18 protein-coding genes and 1 pseudogene are annotated in these 15,448 nt (G+C 67.3%); 17 read left to right on the forward strand and 2 right to left on the reverse strand.

Annotated elements, in window-relative coordinates:
- Positions 1–73: 73 nt before the first annotated feature.
- Positions 74–1,672, forward strand: coding sequence for an alkyl hydroperoxide reductase subunit F (ahpF, locus tag RT424_RS01330; RefSeq protein WP_313434157.1), 1,599 nt, complete (start codon positions 74–76; stop codon positions 1,670–1,672).
- Positions 1,673–1,732: 60 nt separating this feature from the next.
- Here ahpF and RT424_RS01335 read toward each other — a convergent pair whose 3' ends face one another.
- Together RT424_RS01335 and RT424_RS01340 are read right to left on the reverse strand one after the other, a co-directional pair.
- Entirely contained in the window at positions 1,733–2,422 is a 690-nt protein-coding gene (locus tag RT424_RS01335; protein WP_313433936.1) for a DUF2490 domain-containing protein, read from the reverse strand.
- Between the two features lie 209 nt (positions 2,423–2,631).
- Positions 2,632–3,456 carry a flagellin gene (locus RT424_RS01340; RefSeq protein WP_313433938.1) on the reverse strand — a complete coding sequence of 275 codons (825 nt, stop codon included), beginning with the start codon at positions 3,454–3,456 and terminating at the stop codon, positions 2,632–2,634.
- A gap of 257 nt (positions 3,457–3,713) precedes the next feature.
- On the opposite strand from RT424_RS01340, the gene RT424_RS01345 reads away from it, so the two are divergent.
- From RT424_RS01345 to RT424_RS01420, 16 genes and pseudogenes are all read left to right on the forward strand, one after another.
- Positions 3,714–5,039: a sigma 54-interacting transcriptional regulator gene (locus RT424_RS01345; RefSeq protein ID WP_313433939.1), complete on the forward strand. Its 1,326-nt coding sequence runs from the start codon at positions 3,714–3,716 to the stop codon at positions 5,037–5,039.
- Entirely contained in the window at positions 5,036–5,413 is a 378-nt protein-coding gene (gene fliE, locus RT424_RS01350) for a flagellar hook-basal body complex protein FliE (protein WP_313433941.1), read from the forward strand. The genes RT424_RS01345 and fliE overlap by 4 nt, the downstream gene beginning before the upstream one ends.
- Before the next feature lie 5 nt (positions 5,414–5,418).
- A complete protein-coding gene (locus RT424_RS01355; protein WP_313433943.1) occupies positions 5,419–5,709 on the forward strand; it encodes a hypothetical protein in 291 nt (96 codons plus the stop codon).
- The gene (gene fliF / locus RT424_RS01360; protein ID WP_313433944.1) at positions 5,679–7,196 is read left to right on the forward strand and encodes a flagellar basal-body MS-ring/collar protein FliF; all 1,518 of its coding nucleotides are present in this window, start codon (positions 5,679–5,681) and stop codon (positions 7,194–7,196) included. The genes RT424_RS01355 and fliF overlap by 31 nt, the downstream gene beginning before the upstream one ends.
- A complete protein-coding gene (gene fliG, locus RT424_RS01365; protein ID WP_313433946.1) occupies positions 7,196–8,227 on the forward strand; it encodes a flagellar motor switch protein FliG in 1,032 nt (343 codons plus the stop codon). The genes fliF and fliG overlap by 1 nt, the downstream gene beginning before the upstream one ends.
- A complete protein-coding gene (locus tag RT424_RS01370) occupies positions 8,220–8,894 on the forward strand; it encodes a FliH/SctL family protein (RefSeq protein WP_313433948.1) in 675 nt (224 codons plus the stop codon). Before fliG ends, RT424_RS01370 begins: the two co-directional genes overlap by 8 nt.
- Entirely contained in the window at positions 8,888–10,213 is a 1,326-nt protein-coding gene (locus RT424_RS01375; RefSeq protein ID WP_313433950.1) for a FliI/YscN family ATPase, read from the forward strand. Before RT424_RS01370 ends, RT424_RS01375 begins: the two co-directional genes overlap by 7 nt.
- Before the next feature lie 16 nt (positions 10,214–10,229).
- On the forward strand, positions 10,230–10,655 hold the full coding sequence (locus RT424_RS01380) for a hypothetical protein (protein ID WP_313433951.1): 426 nt from the start codon (positions 10,230–10,232) through the stop codon (positions 10,653–10,655).
- 45 nt (positions 10,656–10,700) lie between these two features.
- On the forward strand, positions 10,701–12,134 hold the full coding sequence (locus RT424_RS01385) for a hypothetical protein (RefSeq protein ID WP_313433953.1): 1,434 nt from the start codon (positions 10,701–10,703) through the stop codon (positions 12,132–12,134).
- 30 nt (positions 12,135–12,164) lie between these two features.
- Complete coding sequence (gene fliL, locus RT424_RS01390; RefSeq protein WP_313433954.1) at positions 12,165–12,752, forward strand: flagellar basal body-associated FliL family protein; 588 nt, start codon at positions 12,165–12,167, stop codon at positions 12,750–12,752.
- A gap of 2 nt (positions 12,753–12,754) precedes the next feature.
- Positions 12,755–13,675 carry a FliM/FliN family flagellar motor switch protein gene (locus tag RT424_RS01395; RefSeq protein ID WP_313434159.1) on the forward strand — a complete coding sequence of 307 codons (921 nt, stop codon included), beginning with the start codon at positions 12,755–12,757 and terminating at the stop codon, positions 13,673–13,675.
- Positions 13,676–13,703: 28 nt separating this feature from the next.
- A complete protein-coding gene (fliN, locus tag RT424_RS01400; RefSeq protein ID WP_313433955.1) occupies positions 13,704–14,015 on the forward strand; it encodes a flagellar motor switch protein FliN in 312 nt (103 codons plus the stop codon).
- On the forward strand, positions 14,015–14,308 hold the full coding sequence (locus RT424_RS01405; protein ID WP_313433956.1) for a flagellar biosynthetic protein FliO: 294 nt from the start codon (positions 14,015–14,017) through the stop codon (positions 14,306–14,308). The genes fliN and RT424_RS01405 overlap by 1 nt, the downstream gene beginning before the upstream one ends.
- Positions 14,309–14,313: 5 nt before the next feature.
- Complete coding sequence (gene fliP, locus RT424_RS01410; protein ID WP_409521421.1) at positions 14,314–15,078, forward strand: flagellar type III secretion system pore protein FliP; 765 nt, start codon at positions 14,314–14,316, stop codon at positions 15,076–15,078.
- Entirely contained in the window at positions 15,078–15,368 is a 291-nt protein-coding gene (locus tag RT424_RS01415) for a flagellar biosynthetic protein FliQ (RefSeq protein ID WP_313433957.1), read from the forward strand. Before fliP ends, RT424_RS01415 begins: the two co-directional genes overlap by 1 nt.
- Positions 15,365–15,448, forward strand: a pseudogene (locus RT424_RS01420) (flagellar biosynthetic protein FliR); the annotation flags it as partial. The gene RT424_RS01415 and the pseudogene RT424_RS01420, both read left to right, overlap by 4 nt.

Below are 15,448 nucleotides of genomic sequence, written 5' to 3' on the forward strand. Positions count from 1 at the left end.
AGCCGCGCCCTCACGCGGAACAGAAATCCCCGACCGCCCCTTTACCAACGATATTCCAAAGGACGCAAAGACCATGCTCGACGCCAACCTGAAGCAACAGCTCTCGCAATATCTCGGCATGCTGCGCGAGCCGATCGAGCTCGTCGCCTCGCTTGGCGATGACGCAAAGTCCACCGATACCCGCGAGCTGCTGACCGTGATCGCCTCGCTCTCGGACAAGGTCACCGCCACTTTCGACGGCGACGATAAGCGCCGCCCCAGTTTCATCATCCGCCGCGCGAGCGACGCAAGCGCTTGGGTGCGCTTCGCAGGGCTTCCGCTCGGCCATGAATTCACTTCGCTGGTCCTCGCCCTGCTCTGGGCCGGCGGCCACCCGCCCAAGGTTTCCGAAGAAGCGCTCGAGATCGCCCGCGCCATCGAGGGCGAGCACGAATTCGAGATGTATTTCTCGCTCTCCTGCCACAACTGCCCCGACGTGGTGCAGGCGCTGACCCTGCTCGCGCTCAACAACCCGCATGTGAACGCCACCCTGATCGAGGGCGGCACGTTCCAGGCGGAAGTCGACGAGCGCGGTGTCATGGCCGTCCCCGCCGTCTTCCTGAACGGGAAGATGTGGGGTTCGGGCAAGATGAGCATCGAGGAGATTCTCGCCAAGCTCGATACCGGCGCCGATGAGAAGGCCGCCGCCGTGCTGGCCGGCAAGAAGCCTTTCGAAGTGCTCGTCGTCGGCGGCGGACCCGCCGGAGCCTCGGCGGCGATCTACACCGCGCGCAAGGGCTTCTCCACCGGCGTGGTCGCGGAGCGTTTCGGCGGCCAGGTGCAGGACACCATGGGCATCGAGAACTTCATCTCGGTTCCCTATACCGAAGGCCCCAAGCTGGCGGCCGCGCTGGAATCGCATGTCGCTGAATACGACATCGACGTGATGAACCTTCAGCGCGCCGAAAAGCTGATCCCGGCCACGGAACTGGGCGGCTATCACGAAGTGGTCTTCGCCAACGGCGCTTCGCTCAAGGCGCGCAGTCTGGTGCTGACCACCGGAGCCCGCTGGCGGAACCTGGGCGTGCCCGGTGAGGCCGAGTACAAGAACAAGGGCGTGGCCTATTGCCCGCACTGCGACGGCCCGCTGTTCAAGGGCAAGCGCGTGGCGGTGATCGGCGGCGGTAACTCCGGCGTGGAAGCGGCGATCGATCTCGCCAACATCGTCGGCCACGTCACCCTGATCGAATTCGACGCCAAGCTGCGCGCCGACCAGGTTCTGGTCGACAAGCTGAAGTCGATGAAGAACGTGGTGATCCTCACCAGCGCCCAGACCACCGAGGTCGAAGGCGACGGGGACAAGGTGAATGCCTTGGTCTACAAGGATCGCGAAACCGGCCGGGAACACAAGGTCGAACTGGAAGGCGTTTTCGTCCAGATCGGCCTGGTACCCAACACCGAATGGCTCAAGGACTCCGGCGTCGAACTCACGGCTCGCGGCGAGATCGTGATCGACGACAAGGCGGCCACCAACCTGCCCGGCATTTTCGCCGCGGGTGACGTGACCACGGTGCCTTACAAGCAGATCATCATCGCCATGGGCGAAGGCTCGAAGGCGGCGCTGTCGGCCTTCGACTACCTGATCCGCAACGAGGCACCGGAAGAGGTCGCGGAGGCCGCAGAAGCGGCCTGATTTTCGAGAAGCCATGAACAAAGGGGCGGGAGTCGCAAGGCTCGCCGCCCTTTTCATACCTCAATGCCGGAAGAACAGCGAAACCGAGGCGACATGGTTCACCCGCGTGCGTCCACGGGTCTGGTCGATCACCTGGTTGAGATAACCCAGTTCCACCGTCGTCGCGTCCTTTACGCCCAGTTCCACGCCCACGAAGGAGCGCAACTGGTCGAACCCGCTCCGCGCGCCCCAGTCGGTATCGTTGAGCGCCAGGAAGCCTTCCGCATAGACCAGCGCGTTCACCGTCTGGGTGCCGGGCTTCAGCGGTTTTTCGTAGCGCAGCATTTCGCGCAGGCGCCAGCCCATGTCGCCGCCATCCGATCGCCAGCGCTGTTCGAAACGCGTGCGCGAGGTCAGTTCGCCGCCCCAGGGCTTACCCATGGCCCAGTTGAGCTGCTGGAAACTGCGCTCTTCGTTCACGTCCCGACCGCCGTCCAAGGGCGAAACGACGTGGGCATAGCCCTGGTAGAGCGTAACGGCAGGCGAGAGCTTCAAGCCGACCGCCCCGCGCAGAAGCAGCTGGTCTAGCCGCGAGGCGCCGTCGCCCATGCGCGGCTGAAGTTCGGCGAAATAGACCACATCCCCGGAGATCGGCCCCATGGCCGTGAGATTGACCCAGACCTGCTCGTCCTCGCGCGTCTCGGCGCAGGCAGGAGCGGCATGGGCGGGCAAAGAGGCAGTGGCAAGGGAACAGGCAAGAACGCGGCGCATGGGAAGTTCCGGATTCACGAAAAGAGATCATGCTCCTTTATGAACCGTCCGTTTCCCAATCATGTCCTGGCCGTATTCGCTCGTGGCCCGCGGACCTCACAAAAGCGCGAAGACGGGCCCGGCACCCTGGGGGATGGTGCCGAGCCCGTGCGGCGGGGCCTGCGGAAGACCTCAGGGGCCCGCCGACTTGCTCACGGATTGCGCCTGTCTTAGCGCAGCAGCGAAAGCACGTTCTGCTGGCTCTGGTTGGCCTGCGCCAGCATGGCCGTGGACGCCTGGCTGAGGATCTGCGCCTTGGCCATCTGGGTCGTTTCGGCCGAGTAGTCCGCGTCCTCGATCCGCGAACGCGCGTCCGACAGGTTGGTCACGTTGTTGGTGAGGTTGTTCACGGCCGATTCGAGGCGGTTCTGGCCGGCGCCCAGCGAGGCGCGGGTCTGGTTCACGTCTTCCAGCGCCAGATCGACGTTGTCGATCGTGTCAGAGGCGTCGGCGGCGGTCGAGACGTCGAGCGCCGAAGCGGTGATGTTCGCACCGTTGATGGCCGAGGACGTCAGCGTGATCGTTTCGCCCGAATTCGCGCCGGTCTGGATGTCGAACGTCACGTCGCTGCCGGAAGTGGTCGAGAACAGGGCATTGCCGTTGAACGTCGTGTCGGAAAGGATGTCGCTGATCTGGCTGGTCAGCGCGGTGACTTCCGACTGCATGGCATCGCGGTCACTGTCCTGGTAGGTGCCCGAGGACGACTGGATCGCCAGTTCGCGAACGCGCTGGAGCATGTTCGACACTTCCGACAGCGCGCCTTCGGCGGTCTGGGCCAGCGAAATGCCGTCGTTGGCGTTGCGGATGCCCTGGCTCATGCCGCGGACCTGCGCGGTCATAGAGGTGGCGATGGCGAGGCCGGCGGCATCGTCCTTGGCGGAGTTGATGCGCTTGCCAGTCGACAGGCGCTCCATGGCGGTGCCGAGCATCTTGTTGGCGGCGTTCGAGGCATTCGAAGCGCGAATCGCGCTGATATTGGTGTTGATGACGGACATGAATTGGCTCCCGTAGAGTATCCCGAAGAGGAAACAGCTCCTGCCGGCCCATCCGGCGCTGCTGTCGGGACAAAGACCGGCAAGGGGCAGGAGAATTTAAGCCCGCCACCAGCACGGCTCGTCTCGGAAACGCCTGGATATCTGCCGAAATTTACCTTCACTAAGGGTCGCTACGGGGCCTTAAATTTCCCAAAGATTCGCCGTTAGCCCCCCATATCCCTCCCCGGAACAGATTAATTCGACTGGGGACGCGACACATGGTCGAACGGGTTTTCGAGACGGAATTTAACCGGCGCCACGGACCGCTCGTCCAGCGCGCCGCCGCCATCGCCGGATCGCTGTTCGACGGGTCGGCGATCGACTTGCGCGATACCGGTGACGAGAAGGCCGGTGACGAGAGGGCGGCTTCCGGACGCAAGCGGACGGTGCGGCTGGCGCGCGGCCATCACGCCGCGCTGACCCGTGAAAGCACAGGCGTCACCACCGTGACATATGCCGATCCCACCGCCGAAGCCTCGCTTGCCATGTTGCTGGCGGCCATGGCCGGCCCGGACGAGCCGATCGCGGCCGATCCGGAAAGCCTCTCCGTCTTCGCCTTGGCAGACCGTCTGGCCAACACCGACATCCCGGTCCTGATCAATGGCCCCACCGGCACCGGCAAGGAAGTGCTCAGCCGCTTCATCCACGCCCGCAGCCCGCGCCGGAACGGGCCGTTCGTGGCCGTGAACTGCGCCGCCATGCCGGAGGCCATGCTGGAAGCCCTGCTGTTCGGCCACGTGAAAGGCGCGTTTACCGGGGCGATCCAGGCCAGCGAGGGCTTCATGCGCGCGGCCGACGGCGGCACCCTTCTGCTCGACGAGATCGCCGAACTTCCCCTGCCGCTCCAGGCCAAGCTGCTGCGCGCGCTTCAGGAACAGGAAGTGGTGCCGATCGGCGCGACGCGGCCGATCAAGGTGGACTTGCGCGTGATCGCCTGCGCCAACCGCGACTTGGCCACCGAAGTGGCCGAAGGCCGTTTCCGCGCCGACCTGTACTATCGCCTCAACGTCTTCCCGCTCGCCCTGCGGCCCCTGCGCGAACGCCCGGAAGATATCGCCCCGCTCGCCTTCGCCCTGGCATTGCGCCATGCGCCAGCGGACCGGCAGGACGGGGCGACGCGGGTGCCCTGCCTCAGCGATGCGGCGCTGGCCATGCTCAGGCTCCATTCCTGGCCCGGCAACGTGCGCGAACTGGAAAACGTCATTCGCCGCGCACTTCTGCTCGCGCATGGAAAGGCGGCGATCACGCCCGAGCATATCGTATTCGACAGCCCCGCTCGGCTCCTCTCCGCCGGTCCCGGCCATTCGGGAGAACAGGCGCGGGCCGAGGTCTTCGGAAACGACGGGGCCCGCAAGCTGTCGAGCATCGTCCAGAATTCGGAAGCACGCGCGATAGTCGCGACGCTGGAAGCTTGTGGCGGCAACCGCCTGCGCGCGGCGCGCGAACTCGGCATTTCAGAACGCACGCTGCGCTATCGTCTCGCCTCCCTGCGCGAAGCGGGCATCGACATCGCCCCACGCGGCCTTGCCGGAGGGCTGCGATGAACACGCTTCCCCTCCCTTCTGCTGGGGGCATCGGCCAGATCATGGCCCTGCGCGAACAGATCATCCAGCGTAGCGACCTGCTCCGGCAAATCCACGCGACACAGGGCAGCGCCTCGACGCAGGCGCAAGCGGCGCTCCCCGTCGAACCGGCCGGACAAGGGTTCGCCGATGCGCTCGAAACCGCGCTGCAAGGCGTGAATGCCGTGCAGGGCCGCGCCGAGCTGGTGACAACCGCCTACCAGAGAGGCGAAGTCACCGACGTCGCCAAAGTGATGCTCGCCCGCCAGGAGGCCGGCATCGCGTTCGAAGCCACCATGCAGGTGCGCAACAAGCTGCTGTCCGCCTATCAGGACATCATGCGGATGGGAGTGTGACCTGAATGGCCAACCTCGTTCCCGCGACTGCCGAGGGCGCCCCCGCCTTCTCCGCGCCCTCCCTCTTCGCTCCGCTCATGGACCGATCCGGCGGCCCGGTGCTGACGCGCCTGAGCGCCTTCGCGGCGCAGCCGGCGGTCAGGAAGATGCTGCCGGTGTTCCTCGGCCTGGCGGCGGTGGGCGGGGCGCTGCTGGCATGGGCCATGCTGGCGCCCTCGCCGCAACGGGTGCTCTATGGCCAGTTGGACGATGCGACCGCGCAGGCGTGGTCGCCGCGCTCGATCAGGCCGGGATAGACTATCGCATAGACAGCGGCACCGGCGCGCTGACTGTGGGAGAGGGAGACTTCTACAAGGCCCGGATGCTGGTTGCTTCCGACGGCGCGCTGGCAACGCCCGAAAGCGGCGATCAGATGCTGGACAAGCTGCCGATGGGCGCCAGCCGCGTATTGGAAGGCGAACGCCTGCGCTCCGCGCGCGAGCACGACCTGCAAATGACCGTGGCCGAGATCGACGGCGTCGATTCCGTCCGCGTTCACATCGCCGAGGGCGAGAAATCCGTCTTCGTACGCGACAATCTGCCGCCCACGGCCTCGGTCATGGTCAGGCTCAAGGCAGGTCGGCAGCTTTCCGAAAGCCAGGTTTCGGCCATCGTGAACCTCGTCGCCGGCTCCGTTCCCGGCCTTTCCCCCGACGCCGTGAAGGTGGCCGACCAGCACGGACGCCTGCTTTCGGCGGGGAGCGGCGGCCCAGATGGGGACAGGCTTGACCTGCAAGCCCGGCTGGAGACGAAAATTCGCGACCAAGTGTCCAGTCTGCTGACGCCGGTTCTGGGCCACGACAACTTCACCACCGAGGCGCAAGTCGCGCTCGACATGGACGACGTGACCTCCGCCCGCGAAAGCTACGACAAGGACGGGGTCGTGCGCAGCGAAACCCAGGAACAGTCGCAATCGACCGGGACGGGCCCGGCCCTCGGCGTTCCGGGGGTACTCTCCAACACGCCGCCGCCCGCCGCGCAGCCGCGCCCGGGCCCACCGCAGGGCACGCAACCCGCGCCTTCCGGCGCCCCGCCGACCAACGGCGAATCCTCGTCCAGCCGCACATACGAACTGGGCCGCCAGGTTTCCGTCGCCAATACCCGGCCGGGTGGGATCAAGCGCATATCGGTGGCGGTGGCGATCAAGGCAGAGGCCGTGAAGGGCGCGCGGGCGCAGGAAATCCGGGACATAGAGTCACTGGTCAGCGCCGCCGTGGGTGCCGATCCCCAGCGCGGAGACGTGGTGAAGGTCGTGACCCGCTCGTTCGAGGCGGCCAACGACAATGTCATGCCGTTCTACGAAACGCCGTGGTTCGCCATGGTCGTGCGCAACGGCGCGGCACTGCTGGCGGTGCTGATGGTGCTCCTGCTCGGCGTCCGGCCGCTCATCAAGGCCGCGCGAGGCGACAAGGCTGCGACCAGAGGGCGGAAGGGCCGCAAATCGAAGCGCGGCGCGCAGGAGGATGCCCAGGAGGATCCTTTGCAAATGGCGCTTGAGCGCGCGCTGGAAGGCACGCCGGACGGCGCTTCCGGACCGCTCGTCGGCGCCCTGCCGCATCGGCCCGAGATTCCCGGCGCCGATGGCCTCGACATCGACTTGCGCCGCGCAGACCTGCTCTCTCGCCAGGTCAATCTGGCGCAGCGGCTGGTCGCGGAAAAACCGGACAGCGCCGTCGCGGCGCTGCGCCAGATGATCAACGATCCGCAGCCAGACGAAAACGCAGCTGGCGTGCGGGCGGCGTGATGACCGAGACTTCCCTTCCCGCCGCCGATCCGGTCGCCGTCCTTTCCGGCACCGACAACGCCGCGATCATGATGATGCTGCTCGACGAGGAACAGACCAGCCGTATCCTGTCCGAATTCGAACCGGAGGAATTGCGCCGCCTGGGCGAAAGAATGTGCGCGCTGGGCGAGATCGGCCCCGACCTGATCGCCGAGGCCATCGCCGGCTTCGTGGTCAGGACGGAAGCACTCGGCCTGGTCGCCCACGATCGCGTTGGGCAAGTGCGCGGCATGTTCGCCCGCGCCGTGGGCGATGTGAAGGCGGACAATACGATGAGCCGCATCTTGCCGGAAGCGCAGCAACACCGGGCGCTGGAACTCGCGCGGTGGCTCACGCCGGAATCGCTGGGGCCGCTGGTGCGCGGCGAGCACCCGCAGGCGATCGCGGTGCTGCTGGTCCAGCTCGATGCCGACGTGGCCGCCGCCGTGCTCCATGCCTTGCCGGCGGAGGACCAGCCGGGCATCGTCCACCGCATCGCCACGCTGGGGCCGGTATCCCCGCAGGCGATCCAGATGCTGGAGGAACTGCTCTCGCGCCGGATCGCCCAGCATCACGGCAATCGCCCGCTCTCCATCGGCGGCGCGCGCGAGGCGGCGGAAATCATCAACGGTGTCGGCAAAGTGGTGGAAAAGCGCGTGCTGGGCGAATTCACCCGCCGCGACAAGGGACTGGCGCGGCGGATCGAGGACGAGATGTTCAAGTTCGAACATCTCTTCGTGCTCGATCCCAAGTCCATGGGTTCGCTGCTGCGCGACGTGCCGAACGACACCTTGATCGACGCGCTCAAGGGTGTGGGCGAGGACGAGCGCGAACACTTCTTCCGCGCCATGTCCAGCCGCGCCGCGGACGGCGTGAAGGACGAGATCGTCGCGCGCGGGCGCACGCGGCTTGCCGATGTGGTCGCAGCCCAGAAGGAAGTCGTCGGTATTGCCCGCCGTCTTGCCGCGGACGGCACGATCGCGTTCGGATCGGGAGACGACGACTATGTCTGATCTTGGGTTTTCGCGTCGAAGGCAAAAACCGGGGAAAGACGGCCCGGAAGACGGGCAGGAAAGCGCCACCCGGCTGCTGCTAGGCCAGCTCGCCGTGCCTTCCGGGTTTCAGCCGGACGCCCGCTTCGCAGGGGAAACGGCTCCCACACCGCCCGAGCCCCCGCCCTCCCCAAGCCCGGACCCGGCGCCCGAACCCTCGGACCCGATCGCCGAAGCCTTCAGCCACGGGTTCACGATGGGGCACGATCAGGCGCTGCAGGAAGCACGGGTCCGCGCAGAGACGGAAGCCGCCGCTCTTCAACGGCTATCGCTCGCCTTCGAAAAGATGGACGAAGCGCTGGAAGAGGAACTGCGCATGCGTCTGCGCGATACGGTGACCGCCTTGTGCGAAGTCGCCATCGCGCCGATGGCGATAGAGCCCGACGCCCTGCTGCGACGCATAGGGGTGGCGGTGGCGATGCTGAGAAGGGCCGAGGACGAACGGCTGATCCGCCTTCATCCGGACGATCTGCGACTGGTGTCTCCCCGCCTTTCCGCCGAATGGCAGGTTCAGCCCGACAACACGCTCGAACGCGGGACCATCCGCATCGAAACGGCGACCGGCGGCATCGAGGATGGCCCTGCCAACTGGCGGCGCGCAATCACCGAGGCACTCCAGCGGTGCTGACGGTTTCCAAGCAAATCCTGGCCGATCTCGGCGCGCAGCCGCTGGACCTGGCGCCCCGCCGTTTCGGCCTGGTCGCGGCCTGCGACGGCGGCCTGCTGGAAGTGAGCGGACTGTCGGTGCCGGTCGGCGCGATGTGCCGGGTCTCCCATGCGCCCGGCCAGTCGCTGGCCGCCGAAGTGATCGGCTTCCGCAACGGTCGAACGATGATGATGCTGCTGGGTGACATGATCCTGCTGCGCCCCGGCGCCCGCGTCTGGGCGGAAGGGCGACCCGGCCTGCTGCCGGTAGGCGACCCGTTCCTGGGCCGCGCCGTCGATGGCGAAGGCCTGCCGATCGACGGCGGCTTCCCGATCCACAGCCGCATGGAATGGCCTTCCGGGGGAGTGCGCACTTCCGCGCTGGACCGCAGCCCGGTGCGTCTGCCGTTCGATACCGGCGTGCGGGCGCTCAATGCCCTCACCACTTTCGGCGTCGGTCAGCGCATCGGCGTGATGGCGGGCTCGGGGGTGGGCAAGTCGGTGCTGATCGACATGATCGCGCGCGGCGCGTCTGCCGATGTGGTGGTCGTCGGCCTGATCGGAGAGCGCGCGCGCGAGGTATCCGATTTCGTCGAGCGGCACATGCAGGCCGAGAAGAAGGACAAGACCGTGGTGGTCGCGGTTCCCGCCGACCACGCGCCGAACTTGCGGCTGCGGGGGGCCATGCTGGCCACTTCCCTGGCCGAACACTTCCGGGGGCGCGGCAAGCGGGTGCTGCTGATCCTGGACAGCCTGACCCGCGTGGCCCATGCCGCGCGCGAGATCGGCCTGCTGCTGGGCGAGCCTGGCGCGGCACGCGGCTATCCGCCCTCGGCCCTGGCGACGATCACCAAGCTGGTCGAGCGCGCGGGCAATTCCGCCGCCTCTGGCGGTTCGATAACCGGCCTCTACACCGTGCTCGCCGATGGCGACAACCAGGACGACCCGGTGGTCGATACCGCGCGCTCGATCCTCGACGGCCATATTGTGCTGTCTCGCGACCTCGCCCAGCGCGGGCAATATCCGGCCGTGGACATCGCCGCCTCGCTCAGCCGGGTGATGAACGACATCGTTCCCGACGAGCACCAGCGGCTCGCCCGGCAGTTCCGCGCCCTCTCGGCCAGCTACGAGGCCAACCGCGACCTCGTGCTGATGGGCGCCTATCGCGTCGGCGCCGACCCGCAACTCGATCGCGCCATCGCCATGCACGAGCATCTCGCCGCCTTCCTCGGCCAACCCCAGGCCGAAGTCGTGAACCTTGAGACAAGCGCCGCGCAGCTCGCCGCCCTGCTGGCAGGCTGACGATGAAGGAGGAACGATGAAGGACGACATCAGGCGCCTCGCCCGGTTGCGCCGTCTCGAAAAGATCCGCGCGATTGCCCGGCAGAACGCCGCGCTGGAGGCGGCGCAGGCCGAAAGCACCCTTTCCCGGCTGCGCGACCTGTCCGATCGCACGCGCCGCATGGCCGACGATTACGGCAGTCGGCGGGAGATGAGGGACGGTGCGGCGCTGCATCAGGTCGGCCGCTTCGTGGGCGGGCTTCAGGCGATCCGCCGCACCACCGACGGCGATACCTTGCGCGCCCGCGCCATCGCCGATGCCAAGCAGCAGCTCCTGGCCGAAGCCGAACGCCGCCGCGCCGCGGTGGAGGAACGGGCGATCCTTCAGGAGCGCTCGATCGCAAAAGCCGGAAAGACGCCTGCTCTCGGCAGCCGAAAGCGATCTGGCACGGGACTTGAATAACACTGCTGGACCGATCCGCATGAACGCTACGAGGACTTGCAAGGCATGATCCAGTTTTCCGCCTCGGCAGCCGTGAATTCCCCGGCAAAAGCCGGATTGTCAGCTGCCGGAACCTCTCCCGAAGCGACGGAAAGCGCCGCTGTCGAGGGCTTCGCCGCTTTGCTGGCGCTGCTCGGGGACGATGGGCTTGCGGGCGCCGGGGGCATCGCCCTGCCGCCGCCCGAGACGGCGGATCTTTCGGAAGTAGGCCCGGAAGTCGGCAAAGTCGGCAAGCAGACCGGCAAGACCGTGCCGGACGGCGGCGATGATGCCGGGCCCGGCGGACCCGCTACCGGCCTTGGTGTGGAAGATATAGGCGGCGACGGTTCGACGCCTGCCTCGCCTCAGCCCGTCACCGTCACGCCGTTGCCCGATCCGGCCAGCATCGGTTTCGCGATTCCAGTCGCGCCGATCGCCGCGACCGTACCCAGCCCCGTACAGGGCACGGTTCCGGCACAAGCTGGCCCTCCGCCTGCGCCCCCCTCTCGAACCGTCGCGATCGTCGCCGGCGTTCCACTCGCCAGCCCGGCGTCCGAGCAAATCAGGCTCGCGCCCGTGACGATCGTTGCCGCGCCCATTTCCGCCGCAGCCGGATTGCCGCTGCAACCGCTCGCCGCAGACGGGGCTCCGACGGTTCAGCCCGGCGCCAACTCCATCTCGGCATCGGCCGTGAACGCCGCTCCCAGCCGCGTCGAACCCACCGAAGCGAAAATGCGCGAGCACTCCGCCCGGTTCGCCCCTCCCTCTCTGGGTGAGGCCCCGCTGGGTAAGCCCACGCTGGACGAACCCTCCCTGCGTGAATCGGCACCGCGCACCCGGGCAAGCGCCATCCTTGCCGCGGCCCCCTCCGAGCCCGCCGAGATCGCGTTCAGGCCCGGCGGCGGTGATGCCCTCGCCGGGACGGCGCTTGCAGTGCCGTCCCAAATGTCGCTTGCCGCCCCGCCGACGCTTGTCGTGGGGCGACCGAACGCATCACCGCAGCAGCCGCAGGACTTCGATACGCTCGTGGGCCGACTGTCCGAAGCGCGCGAAGCCGCCATGCCGCATATCGTGCGCACCGCCATGCATCACGGCCAGTTCGGGCAAGTCTCGCTGGAATTCCGTCATGAAGACGGCGGTCTGGCCGTGACGATGGCCAGTTCCGCGCCCGGCTTCAACGGCTCGGTCCAGGCCGCCGTCGCTGCGAATCTGGCCGGCGATCAGCCACGCGACAGCGGCCAGACGTCCACGCCGCACCAGTCCTCCCATGCGGGTCTTTCCAGCAACGGCGGGGCGGGCAACGGCGGGGCGGGCACCGAGCAGCGCCAGCAGGCCGACACCCGAGGCGGCGCCGAACGACAGGCGTCCGACCACAGCCCTTTCCGGCAGAAGCAGGCGACGGGGAACCGGACTTCCGATCCCGCAGCCGGTGATGACGGACGCGGCGACATCTACGCCTGATCCGGCACCATTTCGGGGGAGACGCAAGACGTGAGCGAGAAAGTTGCGCAGGACGGTGCCGCCACAAAAGGCAAGGGCAAACTGGGCCTGATACTCGTCGCGCTGGCTATGCTCGTTGTGGGCGGCGGCGGGGTGCTCGGGCTGGTGATGAGCGGGCTGGTCGGCGGCAACCATGCGGAAAGCCGGGAGGACAACCAGCCAAAGCTCATCCGCAAGGGCGAGGAAGATCCCTACATGCCCAAGACCGAGGGCGAAGGGGAAGGCGCCCCGCCGGAGGTCGAAGGCGAGGGCGGAGACCCCTATCGCACCGCCTACTTCACCTTCAGCGACGATTTCACCTCCAACCTCAAGGATTCCGACGCGCTGGTCCAGCTCAGCCTCGCTTGTTCGACGCGGCGCGACGGCCGGGTGCTGATCTGGATGAAGAAGCATGAACTGGCGATCCGCTCGGCCCTGCTCGAAATCCTGGCCGATACGCCGGAGAACGATGTCTACACGATCCCAGGCAAGGACCGGCTGGAAAAGCGCATGACGGCGGCGATCAACACGGTGTTGCTGCGCAAGGAAGGCTTCGGCGGCGTGGACGGCGTCTATTTCCGCACTTTCATCATCCAGTGAGCATGACGATGGCCTTCCCGCAAACCTCGCCGGAGCGCACAGCCGCCCGCCATTGCCCTGAACTCCTCGGCACGGCGCCGGTGATGACCGACCTGGCGCCCGCGCTGTCGCTGATCGGCGAGCGGCTGGCGCGCGGCCTTGCCGCCGGACTGGCGCGACTGTCCGGCGGCGAGCCACCGATTGTCCGCGCAGGCCTGCCAATGGATGCCACGCTTTCGTCGATCGCGGGCGAGATCGAGGGGCTGGCAGCCCATAGCCTCATGGGCATGGGCGCTGCGTCCCTGCCGGTCCTCGTCATCTTCGACGGGGCTCCGGTGTTCCGGCTGGTCGATCGTGCCTTCGGCGGTCCCGGCGAAGTGCCCGAACCGCTGCCGGACGGCTTCCCGCTCTCGGCCGAACTGCTGCTCTCCCGCATCGAGGGGTGCGTGGCCGATGCCCTGACATCGGCATTGGCCGGAGCACGGGCTCCGAGGCCGGACCATGCCGAGGATCACCGCGTCCGGCCCTTGCGCCGCGATACCAGCCTGCGCCAGCTCGATCCGTTCCCCGCCAGTGCCGACGTGCTGACGCTTTCGCTGGAGATCGAGGAGCCGGGTATCGCGCCATGGTCGCTCACGCTGGCGCTGCCGACGGAAACCCTGGAGGCCGCTCTCGCCGCTCCGCAACACCCGGTGCGCCAGCGTCGCGCCGCACCTCCCGATCCATCGGTGGAACCGTTCGCCTCGATGGCGATGGACGTGACGGCGGTGCTGGTGGACATGCACATCGGCATGACGCGCCTCGCCGGCTTGCGGCCGGGCGATGTCCTGCCGGTGGCGGTGGCGCGCAGCGTCCCCCTCCAGGTGGGCGGCCGCACGCTTGCCAGCGGCACCATCGGCGAAATCGACGACCGCGTCGCGGTGCAAGTCACTCACGCCTTCTGAAGCCTTACCACAGGGAAACCGACCCAAGATGAGCATCCATCCCCGCGGCCTGGACTTTCTCCGCGACGTCGACGTGCGCCTGACCGTGGAACTGGGCCGCACCCAGATGAAGCTGAAGGAGGTGCTCTCGCTCGGCCCGGAAAGCCTCGTCGTGCTCGAACGCATGACGGACGAGCTGCTCGACGTGCTGGTCAACGGCAAGCCGATCGCACGGGGCGAAGTGGTATCCCACAATGGCCGCTTCGGATTGAGGATCGTCGAGATCGCGGGGCTTGAGGGCCAACCGCCGGACGATGCACTGTCCCCGGCCTTGCCGGACGGCGAGGAAGGCCAGTCCTGATGCTCTGGTACGCGATAAAGCTGCTTGTGCTGCTGCCGCTGATCGGCCTGCTCGCCTGGGGTTGCCTGGTGCTGGCGCGGCGGGTGCAGGATGGCGCGGGACGAAACGGCGGATCGCGCTCGCTGCGCGTGGTCGAGACGATGATGCTTTCGCCCACGCAGCGGCTGGCGGTGATCGCCTTCCATGACCGCGAGATCCTGGTCGCCGCGACCCGACAGGGCCTGACCCGTCTGGCCGAAGCCCCAGCGCGGCAGGACTTCGCGGAGATCGCCGCCGAAACGCCCGAGCCGTGAAGCGGCTGTCTGTCCTCCCTGCCGCATTTGCGCTGCTCCTTCCGGTCGCCGCGAAAGCGCAGACGGCCATCCCCGGCGCGCTGGACCGGGCGCTGGGCTCGCTCGGAGGCACGAACGCCGGAGGGCCGGGCCTGAGCCTGTCGCTGCAACTCCTACTGGTCATGGGGCTGCTGACGATCTTGCCCAGCCTGATCCTGATGATGACCAGCTTCACCCGCATCCTGGTGGTGCTGGCGATCCTGCGGCAGGCGCTGGGGCTTCAGCAATCGCCGCCCAACCAGGTGCTCATCGGCCTTGCCCTGTTCCTGTCGCTGTTCGTCATGGCGCCCACGCTCGAACGGGTGAACGCACAGGCCGTCGCGCCCTATGCGGCGGGGCGCCTCAATGCAGAGCAGGCCATCGCGGCGGGCGGGCGGGAGTTCCACGCCTTCATGATCCGCCAGACCCGCGAACGCGACCTCACCCTGTTCGCATCGATGGCCGCCGGAAGCCGAAACGAAACCCCGCGGTTCCGCAGCGCCGCGGAAGTGCCCTACTCGATCCTGCTGCCGGCCTTCGTCACGAGCGAACTCAAGACGGCCTTCCAGATCGGCTTCATGCTGTTCCTGCCGTTCCTGGTCATCGATCTGGTGGTTTCCTCGGTGCTGATGAGCCTGGGCATGATGATGATGAGCCCGATGGTGGTTTCCTTGCCGTTCAAGCTGTTGCTCTTCGTCATGGTGGACGGCTGGGCCCTGCTGATGGGCTCGCTGGCGGCGAGTTTCAGCTGATGGAGGACATCACCGCCCTGCTCGCCCTGGCCGACCGGATGCTCTGGGTCACCGCGCTCGTCGCCGCGCCGGTGCTGCTCGCCTCGCTGGGCGTCGGCCTGGCCGTGGGGGTGGTGCAGGCCGCGACATCGGTCAACGAACAGACCCTTACTTTCGTGCCCAAGCTGGCGGTGACGGCCGTGGTACTGGTGGTGTTCGGCGGCTCGATGATGACGCTGGTGGGTGAGTTCGCGCAGGACGTCTTCGCCCAGATCGCACACACCGGACAGGCGGCGCAGATGTCTCGATGATCCAGCTCGATTTCGGCTTCGGCCCGCTGGAGGCCGAGTTCTGGCGGTTCGTCTTCGTGATGACGCGGATCGGTGCGGCG

Origin of the sequence: Novosphingobium sp. (assembly GCF_032093395.1) — a bacterium.
Classification (GTDB): Bacteria; Pseudomonadota; Alphaproteobacteria; order Sphingomonadales; family Sphingomonadaceae; genus Novosphingobium.